Origin of the sequence: Pseudomonas sp. DWP2-2 (assembly GCF_049897065.1) — a bacterium.
In the GTDB taxonomy this organism is placed as follows: Bacteria; Pseudomonadota; Gammaproteobacteria; order Pseudomonadales; family Pseudomonadaceae; genus Aquipseudomonas; species Aquipseudomonas paracarnis.
Window position 1 is genome coordinate 340,169 of sequence record NZ_JAFCVN010000002.1, and the last position, 16,041, is coordinate 356,209.

At 61.6% G+C, this 16,041-nt stretch carries 14 protein-coding genes; 7 read left to right on the forward strand and 7 right to left on the reverse strand.

The features are described from left to right. Positions 1 to 313 precede the first annotated feature (313 nt). From ACP7CZ_RS05530 to ACP7CZ_RS05550, 5 genes are all read right to left on the reverse strand, one after another. Positions 314 to 2,755, reverse strand: a complete 2,442-nt coding sequence (locus ACP7CZ_RS05530) for a penicillin acylase family protein (RefSeq protein ID WP_294191842.1) — start codon at positions 2,753 to 2,755, stop codon at positions 314 to 316. Between the two features lie 238 nt (positions 2,756 to 2,993). Then, on the reverse strand, positions 2,994 to 3,194 hold the full coding sequence (locus tag ACP7CZ_RS05535; protein WP_003189235.1) for an SEC-C metal-binding domain-containing protein: 201 nt from the start codon (positions 3,192 to 3,194) through the stop codon (positions 2,994 to 2,996). Beyond that, the gene (locus ACP7CZ_RS05540) at positions 3,191 to 3,673 is read right to left on the reverse strand and encodes an LEA type 2 family protein (RefSeq protein WP_054897983.1); all 483 of its coding nucleotides are present in this window, start codon (positions 3,671 to 3,673) and stop codon (positions 3,191 to 3,193) included. Before ACP7CZ_RS05540 ends, ACP7CZ_RS05535 begins: the two co-directional genes overlap by 4 nt. 21 nt (positions 3,674 to 3,694) lie before the next feature. Continuing rightward, positions 3,695 to 4,165 (reverse strand): YchJ family protein, encoded by a 471-nt coding sequence (locus ACP7CZ_RS05545; protein WP_034125936.1) that lies wholly within the window; start codon positions 4,163 to 4,165, stop codon positions 3,695 to 3,697. Between the two features lie 4 nt (positions 4,166 to 4,169). Then, on the reverse strand, positions 4,170 to 4,667 hold the full coding sequence (locus ACP7CZ_RS05550) for a DUF6231 family protein (RefSeq protein ID WP_070415492.1): 498 nt from the start codon (positions 4,665 to 4,667) through the stop codon (positions 4,170 to 4,172). A gap of 179 nt (positions 4,668 to 4,846) precedes the next feature. Here ACP7CZ_RS05550 and ACP7CZ_RS05555 point away from each other — a divergent pair, with 179 nt between their 5' ends. Beyond that, a complete protein-coding gene (locus ACP7CZ_RS05555) occupies positions 4,847 to 5,605 on the forward strand; it encodes a hypothetical protein (RefSeq protein WP_034125938.1) in 759 nt (252 codons plus the stop codon). A gap of 117 nt (positions 5,606 to 5,722) precedes the next feature. Here the strand turns inward: ACP7CZ_RS05555 and ACP7CZ_RS05560 are convergent, their stop codons facing one another. Continuing rightward, positions 5,723 to 6,187 (reverse strand): CopD family protein, encoded by a 465-nt coding sequence (locus ACP7CZ_RS05560; RefSeq protein WP_294191855.1) that lies wholly within the window; start codon positions 6,185 to 6,187, stop codon positions 5,723 to 5,725. Between the two features lie 99 nt (positions 6,188 to 6,286). Between ACP7CZ_RS05560 and dinG the strand changes: the two genes are divergently transcribed. The 6 genes from dinG (at position 6,287) to ACP7CZ_RS05590 (ending at position 14,745) form a co-directional block, all read left to right on the forward strand. Beyond that, positions 6,287 to 8,431: an ATP-dependent DNA helicase DinG gene (gene dinG, locus ACP7CZ_RS05565; protein ID WP_014717263.1), complete on the forward strand. Its 2,145-nt coding sequence runs from the start codon at positions 6,287 to 6,289 to the stop codon at positions 8,429 to 8,431. An 88-nt stretch (positions 8,432 to 8,519) separates the two neighbouring features. Next, positions 8,520 to 10,817, forward strand: coding sequence for a beta-galactosidase (locus ACP7CZ_RS05570; RefSeq protein ID WP_294191860.1), 2,298 nt, complete (start codon positions 8,520 to 8,522; stop codon positions 10,815 to 10,817). Between the two features lie 82 nt (positions 10,818 to 10,899). Next, positions 10,900 to 12,045 (forward strand): serine hydrolase domain-containing protein, encoded by a 1,146-nt coding sequence (locus ACP7CZ_RS05575; RefSeq protein ID WP_127881185.1) that lies wholly within the window; start codon positions 10,900 to 10,902, stop codon positions 12,043 to 12,045. A gap of 143 nt (positions 12,046 to 12,188) precedes the next feature. Next, entirely contained in the window at positions 12,189 to 13,340 is a 1,152-nt protein-coding gene (locus tag ACP7CZ_RS05580; RefSeq protein WP_082423425.1) for an OmpA family protein, read from the forward strand. A 27-nt stretch (positions 13,341 to 13,367) separates the two neighbouring features. Further along, entirely contained in the window at positions 13,368 to 14,015 is a 648-nt protein-coding gene (gene pdxH / locus ACP7CZ_RS05585) for a pyridoxamine 5'-phosphate oxidase (RefSeq protein ID WP_294191868.1), read from the forward strand. 265 nt (positions 14,016 to 14,280) lie between these two features. After that, positions 14,281 to 14,745 (forward strand): glycine zipper 2TM domain-containing protein, encoded by a 465-nt coding sequence (locus ACP7CZ_RS05590; protein WP_003189251.1) that lies wholly within the window; start codon positions 14,281 to 14,283, stop codon positions 14,743 to 14,745. A 101-nt stretch (positions 14,746 to 14,846) separates the two neighbouring features. On the opposite strand, the gene nhaA is transcribed toward ACP7CZ_RS05590, so the two are convergent. After that, positions 14,847 to 16,031, reverse strand: a complete 1,185-nt coding sequence (nhaA, locus tag ACP7CZ_RS05595; protein ID WP_054897977.1) for a Na+/H+ antiporter NhaA — start codon at positions 16,029 to 16,031, stop codon at positions 14,847 to 14,849. Positions 16,032 to 16,041: the final 10 nt, after the last annotated feature.

The following is a 16,041-nucleotide window of genomic DNA, read 5'->3' on the forward strand; positions in this document are numbered from 1 at the left end:
GCCAAAAGTAACCAAAAAGGCTCTTGCCCCACCACTCGGCACCTCGCTTGGACTCGGTGTGCCCGTAATTCGCCAGTGATTTGGGGGGCCGCCGCCACGCGCCATCCATGGCGCGGGGCGGCTAAACCGGCATCCCTGCCGGTTTACCCCCCAAATCACTGTCGAATTCCGGCCAGCGTGGTTTAACGGGGCGCCTGAGATCAAGATCACAAGCAGATCAAGAGCGACTCGCTTCGCATCGTGGTTACCTTCGGCTGCTATCGCAGGCAAGCCAGCTCCCACAGCGTTATCCGGTTTCGTCAAGGAAGCCCGGTTACTTACCAGGCGTCAGGGTCAACCTTGTCTTGCCATACACCTTTTCAAAGTTCTGCGGCTGCATCGGAAAGCTCAGGTATTGCGCCTTCAGCGAGGGGTCGATGCCATTGACATAGTTGGGGCTGGCCGGGTTGCCGGATTGGCCGATGCCGCCCTGGCCCATCATCGGTTCCACTTGGCCGAAGTCGATGATCATGCGCAGCGCCGACACCTGGGTCGCGTTGAAATCCTGGCCCCAGCTATACGGCGCCGGGTTCAAGGTGTTGTGGTCGCCACCGCTGGCAAAGGGGCCGCGGATGACCTGGCCGCTGCTGTTTTTCCATGTGGTGCTGTGCAGCTTGCCCCACTGCCAGGCCTTGTGGTCGGCGCCCAATTGACTGTCGCCAGTAGTGATGGCGGCGGCCAGGGTGCGGGCCAGGATCGCGGGTTTGTCTTCTTTTTGCGGTGTACGCGTGTCATCCCAGAATGGGCTGTCTTCACGGCCCAGCAGGTGGTCGGCGATGGCCGAGTAGGACAGGCTGGCGTTGCTGACGAAGGCTTTCCAACTGGCGCTGTTTTCCGGGCCGAGTTTGTCCAGGAAGATCTGCCGGGCGCTTTCCTGCAGGAACAGTTCGTAGATTGCCGCGTCAGCCGAGGTGGTTGCCAGCCGACCATCGAAGGTCATCAGGCGCTCCAGTGCTTCGCGGGCCTTGGCACGTTCCGCTGTCGGCAGGGCCTCGATGGCCTGTTTGAGCGGCTGGGCCATGCCGGGTGCCTGGAACATGTTCTTGAGCTTGGCGGCGAAGAGGGTGGTCTGGTCGTATTGCATGGCGATCAGGCTGCGGCTGTCATGCTTGCCGGCGTTGGCCAGTTGCGCCAGGCGCTCGCTGCGCTCCGGTGCATCCCAGGCGTTGGACAGTTGCATGCCGTAGCCACGCGGCGCGGTACGCTGGTTGGCGGTGCCGATCCAGCCTTGGGCCGGGTCCTGATCGTACGGGTGCAGCATCGCGTCGGCGTAGCCGTCCCAGTCAAAGCGCGTGTCCCAGCCCGGCGATGGCAACAGGCCTTCGCCTTCGCGGCGGTTGGGGAAACGGCCGGTGACCTGCCAGCCGATGTTGCTGGCGTCGGCGAAGATCATGTTCAGGGCGATGGCGCGAATCTCGCGGGTAGCATCCGAGGCCTTGCCGGCGTTTTGTGCGCGGGACAGGTCGAAGAACGCATCCAGGCTCTTGTCGTCCTTGAAGTCGGCGGTTTGCAAGGCCAGGCCAAGACCGCTGGTGAGCGCCTGGCTGCTGTTGAGCAGAGCGCCGTGGCGGGTTTCGTACACCACTTCGCGAATCGAGCGCTGGCCCTTGATGAAGAAGGTTTCGTTGCGCACGCCGGCCGGCAGCCATTTGCCGTTGTTCTCGTAGTACAGCGCACTGCCCTGGCGTTTGACCTTCTCCAGGAACAGGTCCTGGGTGTCGCCCTTGACCGCGCTCATGCTCCACGCCACTTTGCCGTTGAAACCCGCCAGCAGGGTCGGCAGGCCGGCAATCGAAGCACCGACGGCCTGGTATTTGGGCGCACGAATCTGCACGTAGTTCCACGGCGACGGTGCTTGTGGCTGCGCGGCGATATCGTTGGCCAACAGGCTTTTGCCGCTGCGGCTGCGTTGTGGGCCAATGGCCCAGTTGCTTGAGGTGGTGACGCCCAGGGCATTGAGGCCGCGCAATTGCTGGCCCACCGTCTCCAGCCCGGCGAGGCCGGTGATCTGGTTCAGGTTGACGCCTTTGAGCTTGTCGGCTTCGGCCAGCGGGACGGGTTCGTCCGGTGCGCTTGGGGTGAGCCAGGCGAGTTTGTCGACGCCGACCTTTTGCGCCAGCATCAGGGACGAAAGCTCCTCCTGCAGATTGCTCGACTGGCTGAAGTTGAGCAGGCAGAACAGCAGCGCCGAATCTTCCGGCTTCCAGTACTCGGGCTTGTAGCCGCTCTGGGCCAGGTCCGTCGGCAACTTGTCGCGATAACGGAACAGGTAGGCGTTGACGCCTCGGGCATACACTTCAAAGAAGCGTTTGAGGCGCGGCGATGAAGCGTTGTACAACTCGCCAGCGCTTTTCTTGAGGTTGACCGCCCGCATAAAACGGTCGACGTCCAGCACTTGCGGCCCCGACATTTCCGCCAGACGGCCCTGGGCTAGCAGGCGCAGGGTGACCATCTGGGTGATGCGGTCGCTGGCGTGTACGTAACCGAGGCTGAACAAAGCGTCGTGGAAGGTGTTGCTTTCGATCAGCGGCATGCCTTGGGCATTGCGGCGCACCGACACATTCTGTGCCAGGCCCTTGATTGGCTGCACGCCGGCAACGGGCGGCAGGGTGTCCTGGGTGTTCTGGAGCTGGCAACCGGCCAGGCCCAAGGCACTGACCACTGCCGCGGCAACGCCGAACCGGGGAAGAAAATATAAGAGGGCTGGCGAGGCCATGGCAAAGCTCCTGCGGGGGTAGCGTCAGTAAAGGCGCTACGTTAGTGAGCGCGGCGAAACGACGCAAGCGGGAGTTTTGGCAATTGCGTGAGAACTTGAAACAGCCACCAATCGAGGTGGCTTAAGGTTTTGTAGGAGCGAGCTTGCTCGCGAGAAACCCATAGGCGCCGCGTTTACTCAGAAAACGCGCGCTATCGTTGACGTTTTTCGCGAGCAAGCTCGCTCCTACCCGTGCGGTTTAAGCACCGTGGCACTTCTTGAATTTCTTCTCGCTGCCGCACGGGCAAGGATCGTTGCGGCCTACGTCCTTCAACGCATTGCGCACCGGCTCCTGGTGAGCGTGGCCGCAGTTCGGGCCGTGGACATGGCCGTGGTCGTGATCATGATGATCATGATCGTGGTTGCAGTCAGGACCATGGACATGAGGTTGCTGTGTCATCGATGTTGCTCCGGAATAAAATCGCCGGGGATTATCTCGCCATTGTGTGCCACCTGCACGTCATTACCGATGAATAATCCGGTTTTCAGTTCGCCTTCTAAACGATAAGGCACGGGCCGGTCGGGATTTTTCAGCATCTGCACCACCTCACGCACCTGTGGCCAGAGGTTGGTGCGCACCGAGACCTTGAAGAATTTATGACCGCGTGGCGGTACGGTCAGCCACTCGTTGGACTCGCCTTCGGTCAACACCAGATTGCCCAGGCTGACCTTGTAGACCAGGCCGCGCACGGTCAGGTCGGCGTCGTCGCGGTTGTCCACGCGAAAGTACAGCTTGAATTTCTGTTCCAGCAGCTTGGCCCGCACCACTTCGACCTTGACCAGGGAAACGTGGGGGGGCGGCGCGTCGTCTTCGAACCAGGACGCGCAGCCGGTCAGGCCCAGGGTCAACGCCAGCATCAAGCTATACATTCGAAGCATGGCGCTATCCCCGTCGAGTGATTAGAAGTAGCTGGAACAGCACTTCTTGAATTTCTGCCCGCTGCCACACAAACAGGCATCGTTACGTCCGGCCTTCACTTCTACCGTAGGATCGATGAAGTACCAGCGCCCTTCATTCTGTACGAAAGAAGACTGCTCGCGGTGACTATGTTCACCGGCAGCGTCATGCCAGCGCGCGGTAAAGGTGACAAAGGCGTGCTCAGGCTGGCCGCCGAATACCTCGGAGCTTTCCACCTCCAGGCCCAGCCAGGTGCTCTGGGCACTCCAGGCGGCAATGGCGTCGCGGTCCAGGCCAGCCTGTTGCGCAGGCAGCGTAGTGGCGACCAGGTAATCGACTAGGCCCAGCACATAGGCGCTGTAGCGCGAGCGCATCAACGCGCTGGCGCAGGGGGCCGGGTGGCCGGCGTGATAATGGCCGCAGCAGGCATCCAGCAGATTGCCGCTGCCGCACGGGCAAATGGATGTACTCATCGGGTTACCACCAATACTTTCCGAAGTTTTCCGGGTTGGCCCAGAAGCGGGCGTTGAGCCAGTCCGGCACCTGTTTATAGTCAAGCAGATCATAGGTAAACAGCGTCAGCACCTGATCATCGCGTTGGAAGCGTTCGCCGGCTTGCAGGGCCAGGGAAAAAAAGTCGGTGTCCTTCCAGTCGCAGGCACCCAGGTCGACCAGCACGGCAATGCGGCTGGCGTTGAGGTTACGGATGCCTCCGAGCAGGGTCAGGCCTTGGGGTTTGGACAGGTGCTCCAGGCAGTCGACCACCAACGCGAGGTCAAAGCGCTGCACGGCGAGGTCTTCCGGCAACGGTCCTGGCGCGGCATAGAACACCTCGGTATCCGCGTGCGCAGCCCGGAAGGCATCCAGCGCCGGAAATTGGCTGGCGCCCACTAACAACAGGTGTTTTGGCCTGTGAAGGTCCAGCAGGGCCGCCAAGGCTTGTTGGGGCGTACGGGCAGAAATTCCAGCGGTCATTGCAGATCCTCGCATCAAGACCGTAGAGACTAGCGCGGCTGGGCGCGTGGGCCTAGAGCGCGGCGGTCGATACCCACCGAGGTGGAATTGAAGTTTTTTGATCCTTCACTGGCAAATCGCCGGTAGAAGTCGTTACTGTGCGCTCAAAGAAAAATTTGAAAACACTCAGGAGCCCCATGATGCGTAAGGTTTTTCTGTTGGCCCTGTTGGTCAGCCCCGTTGCCCTGGCCCAGAGCGTCAGTGTCGAAACCAATTCGTTGATGCGCTTGCCCAGCAGTACCAGCGTGTTGCAGCTCGAGCGCCTGGACGTGGCGGACTACGGCACCTTGCTGATTCCGGCCACCATCAGCCAGGTCACGGTGGATGAGCTGCACTTGGGGCGCGACGCACGCATCACCATTGTGCCTGGCAATACCGCCTTGCAAATGCAGGTACGCGAGGCGCAGTTGGAGCACGGTAGCCAGATCACCTCACGGGGCGCCCCCGGCACCCACGAAAAACCCGCCAAGGCTGGACGTGATCTGACCTTGCGCATTAACTCGCTGACTGCCGAAGCGCTGTCGGTGGATGCCCGTGGTGGCGCTGGAGCCCAAGGATATGCGGGCCTGGACGGTGCCAACGGCGTGGACCCGGGTTGCACCTGGGGTTCAGCCGGGCGCGGCTTTAATGGCGATAACGGCGGCGATGGCCGGCCAGGGGCAGCGGGCGCCCAGGTACGCCTGGAGTTGCCACAGGAATTCCCGGCTGAACAGATCAAGGTCTGGGTCGATGGCGGGGCTGGAGGCCTGGCGGGTGTTGCAGGTAAACCCGGCAAGGGCGGGCAGTCCAAGGGCTGCCTGGTGTACCGCGCGGACGGCGGCGAAAAGGGCCGACCAGGGTTGGAGGGGCAACCGGGGCCGGCTGGGCCTGCGGGGTCTGTGACCATCCAGCGGCTGTAAGAGCCAGCTTGCTCGCGAAAAACGTCAACGATAACGCGTGCTTCCTGAATAAACGCGGCGTCTGTGAGTTTTTCGCGAGCAAGCTCGCTCCTACACGCGTTAGGGCAAGCCAACAGCTCAGAACATCGGCCGAGCCGAAGCCACCGCCACCACCACCAACCCCACGATCAAATTAATCCCCACCAACCTGCGAATCTGCCCCAGCGCAGCCGCGCCCGCCGGCCAATCCTCAGCCGCCACCGCCGCCTTCAGCTCCGGGAACTTCAAGGCCTGGATGCGGATAAACAACGCCGTCATCACCAGATACAACCCCATCATCACCTGCACATAACGCGGCGCGGTCTCAAAACCACTGAAGCGCAGTTGCAGCAAACCAATGCCGCTGATCGGTAAAAGCACCACCGCCACCCACACCCACACAAAAAAACGTTGAAACACATTTGCCCACAGCTTGAGCCGGGCAGGGCCGTCAAGCGCCGCCACGGCGGCGGGGCGCAGGATCATCCAGGCGAAAAACATGCCGCCGACCCAGATCAAGGCGGCCAGTACATGCAGGGTATAAGCGAGGCTAAACGCGGTCATTGTGGTACTCCGTTCTGCGCGGGATTAATTAGCGGGGTATGATAGCGGCCGATCCGAACCACTGAAAATTTATCCAGCGTTTTTTGCGCCCGACTATCCATGATCAGCACTGAACTCAAAACCACGATCCAGGGCGCCTATTCGCGTTTTCTCGAAGCCAAGAGCTTGAAACCGCGCTACGGCCAACGCCTGATGATCGCCGAAGTGGCAAAAGTCCTCGGGGATATCGACACCGACGACGAAGGCCGCCGCGAGGGTGAGCCTGCGGTAGTGGCCGTCGAGGCCGGTACCGGTACCGGCAAGACCGTGGCCTACAGCTTGGCCGCGATCCCTACGGCCAAGGCTGCTGGCAAGCGATTGGTGATTGCCACCGCTACCGTCGCGCTGCAAGAGCAGATTGTCTACAAAGACTTGCCCGACCTGATGCGCAACAGCGGCTTGAGCTTTACCTTCGCCCTGGCCAAGGGCCGTGGCCGCTATATGTGCCTGTCCAAGCTCGACGTATTGCTGCAGGAAGGCCACGCCCAAACCGCCACTGCCTCCTTGTTCGAAGAAGAAGGCTTCAAGATCGAGGTGGATGAGGCCAGCCAGAAGCTGTTTACCAGCATGATCGAGAAGCTGGCCGGCAACAAATGGGACGGCGACCGCGACAGCTGGCCCACCGCCCTGGAAGATTCAGACTGGGCGCGCCTGACCACCGACCACAGCCAATGCACCAACCGCCATTGCCCTAACTTCGGCCAGTGCGCCTTCTACAAGGCGCGCGAAGGCATGGGCAAGGTAGATGTCATCGTCACCAACCACGATATGGTATTGGCTGACCTGGCCCTGGGTGGCGGTGCGGTACTGCCCGACCCACGCGACACCCTCTATGTGTTCGACGAAGGCCACCACCTGCCAGACAAGGCCATTGGCCATTTCGCCCATTACACCCGCTTGCGCTCCACGGCCGACTGGCTGGAAACCACTGCCAAGAACCTCACCAAGTTACTGGCCCAGCACCCGTTGCCCGGCGACCTGGGCAAGTTGATCGAGCAAGTGCCGGAGCTGGCGCGCGAGATCAAGACCCAGCAGCAGTTCATGTTCAGCGCCTGCGAGCAGGTGGCGGACTTCAAGCCCGGTGAAGACGTCGAAGGCCGAGAGCGCCCGCGTCACCGTTTTGTCGGCGGGATGATTCCCGAGCACATGCGCGAAATGGGCATCGAGCTGAAGAAAGGCTTTTCACGCCTCACCGACCTGTTCACGCGCCTGACGGACTTGCTCAAGGAAGGCATGGATGGCGAGGTCAATATCGGCATCGCCAGCAACCAGGCCGAAGAGTGGTACCCCTTGTTCGGCAGTTTGCTGTCTCGTTCCCAAGGCAATTGGGAGCTGTGGACCGCCTTCACCGTCGAAGACCCGGAAGACAACCCGCCCATGGCCCGTTGGCTGACGTTGTCGGAAAGCGGTGCGCTGTTCGATATCGAGGTCAACGCCAGTCCGATCCTCGCCGCTGAAATGCTGCGCCGCAACCTGTGGAACGTCGCCTACGGCTGCCTGGTAACCTCGGCCACGCTGACGGCCCTGGGCACCTTTGACCGCTTCCGCATGCGCGCCGGCCTGCCGAAAAAGGCCGTCACCGCCGTGGTGCCCAGCCCGTTTCATCACGCTGACGCCGGCGTGCTTCGGGTGCCGGACCTCAAGGCCGACCCACGGGATGCGGCGGCGCACACGGCGGCGATCATTCGCGATCTGCCGTCGTTGGTGGAAGGCTCCCGCGGCACCCTGGTGCTGTTCTCGTCGCGCAAACAGATGCAGGACGTGTTCGATGGCCTCGACCGCGACTGGCGCAAGCAAGTGTTTATCCAGGGCAACCTGTCCAAGCAGGAAACCCTGAACAAGCACAAAGCGCGGGTCGACGGTGGGGATTCCAGTGTGTTGTTCGGCCTGGCCAGCTTTGCCGAAGGCGTGGACTTGCCCGGTGCCTACTGCGAACACGTGGTGATCGCCAAAATCCCGTTCTCGGTGCCGGATGACCCGGTCGAGGCCGCACTGGCCGAATGGATCGAAGCCCGGGGCGGCAACCCGTTCATGGAAATCTCGGTGCCGGATGCTTCACTGAAGCTGGTGCAGGCCTGCGGGCGTCTGCTGCGTACCGAAGAAGACCGCGGCACCATCACCTTGCTCGACCGTCGCCTGGTTACCCAGCGCTATGGCAAGGCGATCCTCAATGCATTGCCGCCGTTCAGGCGCGAAATTTCTTAAGCCACCGTGGGCGGATTCGCCCACTCTGTGGTCTATCTCATCACTATCATCAGGCCAGTCATCGGCCGTTTGGGAGAACCTTGTTCGTATGATTCGCACGCTGCCCGCTCTTTTTGCCCTGCTGTTCGCTGCGCCGTTGATGGCGGCGCCCGAGGGGCAACAAACGCTGTTCAACTTCGTCCGGCCGGCCGATGTGGTCAAGGTGGCGACCCAGGACGCCAGCCTGCCGCAATACAATGCCGAACAAACGCCCGAAGGCGAGGTGCTGCGCCGCATCACCTTCAACCCAGCGGCCGAGCCGAGCCTGGTGCTCAGCCCGCAGACGGGGACGTGGGACTGGTCGCAATCGAGCGCCATGAGCCTGCGTATCCAGAGCGCGATGAACTGGGCACTGACCCTTTACGTCAAGGTGCAGAGCGCCGACGGCAAGACGCTCGTCAGCCGCATCGACCTGCCTGCCGGCCCGGCCCAGACGCTGCTTGTCCCGCTGCAAGCCAACTCACCGCTGAGCCAGGGCATGAAGGCCGGCCCGCCGATGCCGATGACCGTGGATGGCCAGCGGGTGTTGCTGGCCGCCAGCGCCGGAGAAATCGACCGCAGCCAGGTCGTCTCGGTGACCCTGTCGATGCTCAAGCCCAATGCCGCTCAAAGTATCCTGCTGGAGCGCTTTGGCGTGCAGGACAGCGAGCCGGTATTGAAGGCTGCCTACACTGAACTGGTGGATGCCTATGGCCAATCCAACCGCGCACGCTGGCCGGAGAAGGTCAGCAGCGACGAGCAACTCAAGGCATCGGCCGCCAAGGAACAACAGCAGCTCAAGACCTGGCTGGCCGAGCGGGACAAGTCCTCCCTGGATCAATACGGTGGCTGGAAGAAGGGCCCGGCCTTCGACGCCAGCGGTTTTTTTCGCACTCAGAAGCGCGACGGCCGCTGGTACCTGGTGACGCCGCAGGGGCATCCGTTCTACTCGCTGGGGGTGAACACCGTGGCGCCGGACAACAGCCAGACCTATGTGGCGGGGCGCGAGTGGATGTTCGCGGCGCTGCCCAAGGCCGGCGAACCCTTTGACAAGTACTACGGCAGCGACGACAGCCGCACCGGCAACGGCGCCGGTGAAGGCCGCGGTTTTGGCTCCGGGCGTTGGTACGATTTCTATGGCGCCAACCTGCAACGTACTTACGGCGGGGACGCGTTGGACCAGCCACGCTGGGTGACCCACACCCTCGATCGCCTGCAAGCCTGGGGCTTCAACACCGTCGGCAACTGGAGCGATCCGGACCTGGCCACTGCCGACCGCGTGCCGTACACCTTGCCGCTGTCGATTGTCGGTGACTATGCCAGCATCAGCACCGGCACCGACTGGTGGGGCGGCATGCCCGACCCCTTCGACCCGCGCTTTGCCATGGCCACCGAGCGCGCAGTGGCTATTGCCGCACGCGATCACCGTGACGATCCTTGGCTGATCGGTTTCTTTGCCGACAACGAACTGGCCTGGGCCGGTCCTGGCGAGGATGCAAAATCTCGCTACGCCCTGGCCTACGGCACCCTGCGCATGACCACCGACGTGCCGGCCAAGCGCGCCTTCCTTAAGCAACTGCGCGATAAATATCGCAATGAAGAGGGCCTTTCCAAAGCCTGGGGTATTCAACTGGCTGGTTGGGAACTGATGGAAGACCCAGGCTTCGAGCCGCCGATGCCCAGCCCTGAACACCCGGAAATCGAAGCCGACTTCAAGTATTTCCAGAAGACCTTCGCCGATGCTTACTTCAAGACCATTTCCGACTCGCTGAAGTGGCACGCGCCCAACCAGCTGTTGCTGGGCGGCCGTTTTGCGGTGAGCACGCCCGAGGCCGTCGCTTCGTGTGCGCAGTATTGCGACGTGCTGAGCTTCAACATGTACACCTTGAAACCCCAGGACGGTTACGACTTCGCCGCCCTGCGTGCGCTGGACAAACCGGTACTGATCACCGAATTCAACTTTGGCTCCGCCGACCGCGGCCCGTTCTGGGGCGGCGTGACGCAACTGGCCCGCGAAGAGGACCGCGGCGCGGCGTACTCCGCGTTCCTCAAGCAGGCGGTGGCCGAGCCGTCGATTGTCGGGGTGCACTGGTTCCAGTACCTGGACCAGCCGGTAACCGGGCGTCTGCTGGATGGTGAAAACGGCCATTTCGGCCTGGTCGGCATCACCGATGTATCCTTCCAGGGCTTTGTCGAGACGGTGCGCAAGAGCAACCTGGCCGCGCTCGACCAGTTGGGCCGTGAGGCGCAAAAAGCCAAGGCCACCCAAGCGATGCGTGAAAGTGAAGCGGGCAAGCCGGGGCGCGACGGCAAAGGCGCGGGGCAGGGCGCTGGGCATGCCGGTGGACACGCTGGAAACGGTCATTGATTCATCGTTGACGGGTTCACAAAACCTACAATGGCTGAAAGAATGGCGACCACTTTTCATGGTGTTTTCCGAGGGGACTTAGGTGCAGATTCAGGGTCATTACGAGCTGCAGTTCGAAGCGGTGCGCGAAGCCTTCGCCGCCCTGTTCGATGATCCTCAGGAGCGTGGTGCCGGGCTGTGCATCCAGATCGGCGGGCAAACCGTCGTCGACCTGTGGGCCGGTACTGCCGACAAGGACGGTGCCGAGGCCTGGCACAGCGATACCATCGTCAACCTGTTCTCCTGCACCAAGACCTTCACGGCAGTGACCGCCCTGCAACTGGTGGCCGAAGGCAAGCTCAAGCTCGATGCGCCGGTAGCCGAGTACTGGCCGGAGTTTGCCGCTGCTGGCAAGGACGCGATCACGCTGCGCCAGTTGCTCTGCCACCAGGCCGGGCTGCCCGCCATCCGCGAAATGCTGCCCACCCAAGCGTTGTACGACTGGCAATTGATGGTCGATACCCTGGCGGCAGAAGCCCCGTGGTGGACACCGGGCCAGGGCCACGGCTATGAGGCGATCACCTACGGCTGGCTGGTTGGCGAACTGTTGCGTCGCGCCGACGGGCGCGGGCCGGGGGAGTCGATCGTGGCGCGGGTGGCACGGCCATTGGGGTTGGACTTCCATGTAGGCCTGGCGGATGAAGAGTTTTATCGCGTCGCTCATATAGCGCGCAGCAAAGGCACTATGGGGGATGAAGCCGCGCAACGGTTACTTCAAGTAATGATGCGCGAGCCGGCGGCGATGACTACCCGTGCATTTGCCAATCCACCGTCTATTCTGACCAGCACTAATAAGCCTGAATGGCGACGCATGCAGCAGCCTGCGGCGAATGGCCACGGTAATGCACGCAGCCTGGCCGGGTTTTATAGTGGTTTGTTGGACGGTAGTTTGCTGGAAAGCGACATGCTCGAACAATTGACCCGCGAGCACAGTATCGGGCTGGATAAAACCTTATTGACCCAAACCCGCTTCGGCCTGGGCTGCATGTTGGATCAACCGCAGTTGCCCAATGCCACGTTCGGCCTCGGACCACGTGCATTCGGGCATCCCGGGGCAGGGGGCTCAGTCGGGTTTGCCGACCCTGAACATGATGTAGCCTTCGGTTTTGTGACTAATACCTTGGGGCCCTACGTACTTATGGACCCGCGGGCCCAGAAGTTGGTCGGAATATTGGCCGGTTGTCTATAAACCCCTTGCTGTTTCACAATTTTTTGTTACAAAGGCAAGTATAAAAAAGATGCTGAACGACATGTTGTAACTTGAATGCTCTTTTAGCGTCTGTTTAACGGGTCCTGCGACCCTCTGTTTTTTTCTCATTTTGTGGATATCTCATGTTATCGAACAAGTCTTTGGCACTGGCGCTGTGCCTCACTATTACGGGTTGTGCACAAACTCCACAAAATGATGCCGAAGGTGGGCATTGGTGGTCATTTGGATCTGACAAAACCGCGACCAAGGATCCAGTGGCCCAGACCGACGCCAAGTCGGATGCCAAACCCGACGCCAAGCCGGCCGCCGGTGCCAAGCCTGTTGAGCCTGTCACCGCTGCTGCCGCTGCCCCGGCCGCCAAAGCTGACACCGGTTACAGCTGGTGGCCGTTTTCCACCAAGAGTGCCGAAGACAAAGCCGCCGACGCCAAGGCCGACCTGAAAGCCGACCTCAAGGCGGCAACCCCGGCCTCGGACGCGGCACCTGTCCTCGCCAAGACCGACAGCGAGCCGCGCTGGTGGTGGCCGTTCGAAAGCAAGCCAAAGCCATTGGCCAAGGTCGATGTGACCAATGTACAAATGCCTGACCCGAAGATCACCCAAGCCTGGCTGGACGAATACGAACCACGCCTGCGTGCCGCCATCAAGGACAGCAACCTGCAACTGGAGCGCCGTGACAACACCCTGGTGGTGATTGCCCCGGTAGACGGCTCCTACAACCCGAAGCGTCCGGCCATGTTGCTGCCGGTGACCCTGGGCCCGTTCACGCGGGTGGCCAAGGCCGTCGAAGCTGACCCGAAGACCGCCGTACTGGTGCTGGGCCACGTTGATGCCACGGGCAGCGCCCCGGCCAGCCAGGCGTTGAGCAAGGAACGTGCGCAGTCCATTGCCTCGATTTTCAGCCTGAGTGGTTTGAAACAGGATCGCTTGATGCTGCGTGGCATGGGCGACCTTATGCCGCGTGCCGCCAACGACAGCAATCAGGGGCGTGCGCTGAACCGTCGCATGGAAATCATGTTCACTCAGCGTACAACGATGTTGGCACTGCTGAGCAAGTACAACTCCGGCAAGACCCCGCCCGTAGCCGAAATGGTCGCGGTGCAGAATGTGCCTGCGCCAGCACCGGCGGCCAAAGCGCCTGCCAAAAAGGCCACGGCCAAGAAAGCGGCGGCCAAGCCAGTGGCTAAAAAGGCTGCGGCCAAGCCGGCTGCGAAGAAACCTGCCACGGCAAAAGCCAAGGCGGCACCCGCTTCGAACGACCAGGCGAAGAACTGAGCTGTTGAACCACAAGGATAAAGCCGCATGACCCAGGCACTGGCCGATATGCGCCGTGACTACACACGGGACGGTTTGAGCGAGGCCCAGGCCCCGGACGAGCCGTTTGCGTTGTTCCACCATTGGTTTGCTGATGCGGTGAAAACCGAACAGCCGCCAGTGGAGGCCAATGCCATGACGCTGGCGACAGTGGATCAGGACAGCCGCCCGCACTGCCGCATCCTGCTGCTCAAGGGCCTGGATGCACAGGGCTTTACCTTCTTCACCAACTATCAGAGCGCCAAGGGTGAACAACTCGCGGCGCGGCCGTTTGCGGCCATGACCTTCTTCTGGCCCACCCTGGAGCGCCAGGTACGCATTGAAGGGCGCGTGGTCAAGGTCACGCCTGCAGAGTCGGATGCTTATTATCAGGTGCGCCCGTTGGGCAGCCGTCTGGGTGCCTGGGCCTCTCCGCAGAGCAAAGTCATTCGTGATCGCGAAGAGCTGCAGGCGCTGCTCAAGGCCACTGAAGAGCGTTTCAGCGATACCCAGCCCGATTGCCCCGAGCATTGGGGAGGGTACCGTTTACTGCCTGAGCGCATCGAGTTCTGGCAAGGCCGCGCCAGCCGCCTGCATGATCGCCTCAACTACCGCTTGCAAGACGGCCAATGGTGCCGCGAGCGCCTGGCGCCCTGAGCGTCACCTTTCGTCATCCCACCTGAATCAACACCGTTGCGTCGAAGTCTCTGTTCAAGAGACTTCGGACGCTTTCGGCTGTGCGGCTACACTGATCGAGCCGGTTATGGCATCGTTCCGTACCCTGGCTTGGTTACCGTTCGTCGAGTTCTCTGGTGCTGGCAGTCTGTACTCAGGCTGAATGAAAGCAAGTTTCTGCCTGGTGCGCCGTGACACGCGCCAAGCCACAGCGTTTAATGAATACCTGTCCTTTGGAGTTGATGCTATGCGTAAGTCCGTTTTACTAGTTGCCTGCTTTACCACCCTGTCGTTGCTGTTGGGTGGCTGCGCCTCGAGTCTGACCGGCGACTCGTACTCTCGTGATGAGGCGCGTCGTGTACAGACCGTTCGCATGGGCACCATCGAATCCCTGCGTCCGGTGAAAATCGAAGGGACCAAGACCCCAATCGGCGGCGCCGCGGGCGCAGTCATCGGCGGCGTTGGCGGCAGCGCCATCGGTGGCGGCCGTGGCAGCATCGTTACTGCTGTGATCGGCGCAGTTGCGGGCGGCCTGCTGGGCTCGGCCACTGAAGAAGGCCTGACCCGTACCCAGGGCGTGGAAATCACCGTGCGCGAAGACGACGGCAGCATGCGTGCCTACGTACAAGCCGTGCAGGAAAATGAAATCTTCCGCATTGGTGACCGCGTACGCATCATGACCGTCGACGGTACCAGCCGCGTTACTCGCTAAGCCTTAAGCTTCAGGCGAAGAAAAACCCCCAACCGGGTGACCGGTTGGGGGTTTTGTTTGTAGGAGCGAGCAAGCTCGCTCCTACAACTGACTGACTTCAATCATGCAACGACGACTTTCTTGCGACTTGCCATCGCCGTCACGGCATACCCGATAAAGGCCGCCAGGATCGACCCGGTCAGAATCCCCATGCGATCTTCACCGGCAAACTCACTGGCGCCTGGCACAAACGCCAGGGAGCCGACAAACAGGCTCATGGTGAAGCCGATCCCGCACAGAATCGCCACGCCCATTACCTGACCCCAGTTGGCGCCGCTGGGCAGTGAGGCGATGCCGGTCTTGATCGCCAGCCAGGTGAGGCCGAACACACCGACGGTCTTGCCGATCAAGAGACCGGCGGCGATGCCCATGGGCACGGAGTGGGTGAAGCTCTCCAGGCTGACACCTGTCAGAGAGACCCCGGCATTGGCAAACGCGAACAGCGGCAGGATGGCGTAGGCCACCCACGGGTGCAGGGCGTGTTCCAGGCTCAGCAGCGGTGAGGTTTCAGCATTTTTGGTGCGCAGTGGAATGCAGAACGCCAGGGTTACACCCGCCAAGGTCGCATGCACACCGCTCTTGAGCACGCACACCCACAGGATCAGGCCGATGATCATATACGGCCCCAGCTTGATCACGCCCAGGCGGTTCATCGCAATCAGCGCAATCAAGCACGCCCCCGCGCCCGCCAGGGATGCCGTGGACAAGTCAGCGGAATAGAACAAGGCAATGACGATGATGGCGCCAAGGTCATCAATGATCGCCAGGGTCATCAGGAACAGCTTCAGCGACACTGGTACGCGCTTGCCCAGCAGGGCCAGAACGCCCAGCGCAAAGGCAATGTCGGTGGCCATGGGGATCGCCCAGCCGGCCAGGGCGGCCGGGTTGTCCTTGTTAAGCGCCCAGTAGATCAGCGCCGGCACAACCATGCCGCCGATGGCCGCTGCGCCAGGCAGCACCACTTGCGAAGGCTTGGACAGGTGACCATCCAGCAGCTCACGCTTGACCTCCAGGCCGATCAGCAGGAAAAACAGGGCCATCAGGCCATCGTTGATCCAAAGCAGCGCCGGCTTGGCGATTTTCAACGCGCCAACCTGAGCCACCACCGGCGTGTCGAGAAAGGCGTTGTACAGGTGCGACAACGGTGAGTTGTTGATAATCAGCGCCAAAGCGGCAGCGGCGATCAACAACAGACCACTGGCGGCTTCCAGCTGGAAGAAACGGGTGAAAGTGCTACGCAGAGGCAAGGGATGCTCT

What these genes read in the sequence shown, in the direction of transcription:
- ACP7CZ_RS05530 (WP_294191842.1), bottom strand. Translation starts at nt 2,755, where the DNA reads ATGGCCTCGCCAGCCCTCTTATATTTTCTTCCCCGGTTCGGCGTTGCC.
- ACP7CZ_RS05535 (WP_003189235.1), bottom strand. Translation starts at nt 3,194, where the DNA reads ATGACACAGCAACCTCATGTCCATGGTCCTGACTGCAACCACGATCAT.
- ACP7CZ_RS05540 (WP_054897983.1), bottom strand. Translation starts at nt 3,673, where the DNA reads ATGCTTCGAATGTATAGCTTGATGCTGGCGTTGACCCTGGGCCTGACC.
- ACP7CZ_RS05545 (WP_034125936.1), bottom strand. Translation starts at nt 4,165, where the DNA reads ATGAGTACATCCATTTGCCCGTGCGGCAGCGGCAATCTGCTGGATGCC.
- ACP7CZ_RS05550 (WP_070415492.1), bottom strand. Translation starts at nt 4,667, where the DNA reads ATGACCGCTGGAATTTCTGCCCGTACGCCCCAACAAGCCTTGGCGGCC.
- ACP7CZ_RS05555 (WP_034125938.1), top strand. Translation starts at nt 4,847, where the DNA reads ATGCGTAAGGTTTTTCTGTTGGCCCTGTTGGTCAGCCCCGTTGCCCTG.
- ACP7CZ_RS05560 (WP_294191855.1), bottom strand. Translation starts at nt 6,187, where the DNA reads ATGACCGCGTTTAGCCTCGCTTATACCCTGCATGTACTGGCCGCCTTG.
- dinG (WP_014717263.1), top strand. Translation starts at nt 6,287, where the DNA reads ATGATCAGCACTGAACTCAAAACCACGATCCAGGGCGCCTATTCGCGT.
- ACP7CZ_RS05570 (WP_294191860.1), top strand. Translation starts at nt 8,520, where the DNA reads ATGATTCGCACGCTGCCCGCTCTTTTTGCCCTGCTGTTCGCTGCGCCG.
- ACP7CZ_RS05580 (WP_082423425.1), top strand. Translation starts at nt 12,189, where the DNA reads ATGTTATCGAACAAGTCTTTGGCACTGGCGCTGTGCCTCACTATTACG.
- pdxH (WP_294191868.1), top strand. Translation starts at nt 13,368, where the DNA reads ATGACCCAGGCACTGGCCGATATGCGCCGTGACTACACACGGGACGGT.
- ACP7CZ_RS05590 (WP_003189251.1), top strand. Translation starts at nt 14,281, where the DNA reads ATGCGTAAGTCCGTTTTACTAGTTGCCTGCTTTACCACCCTGTCGTTG.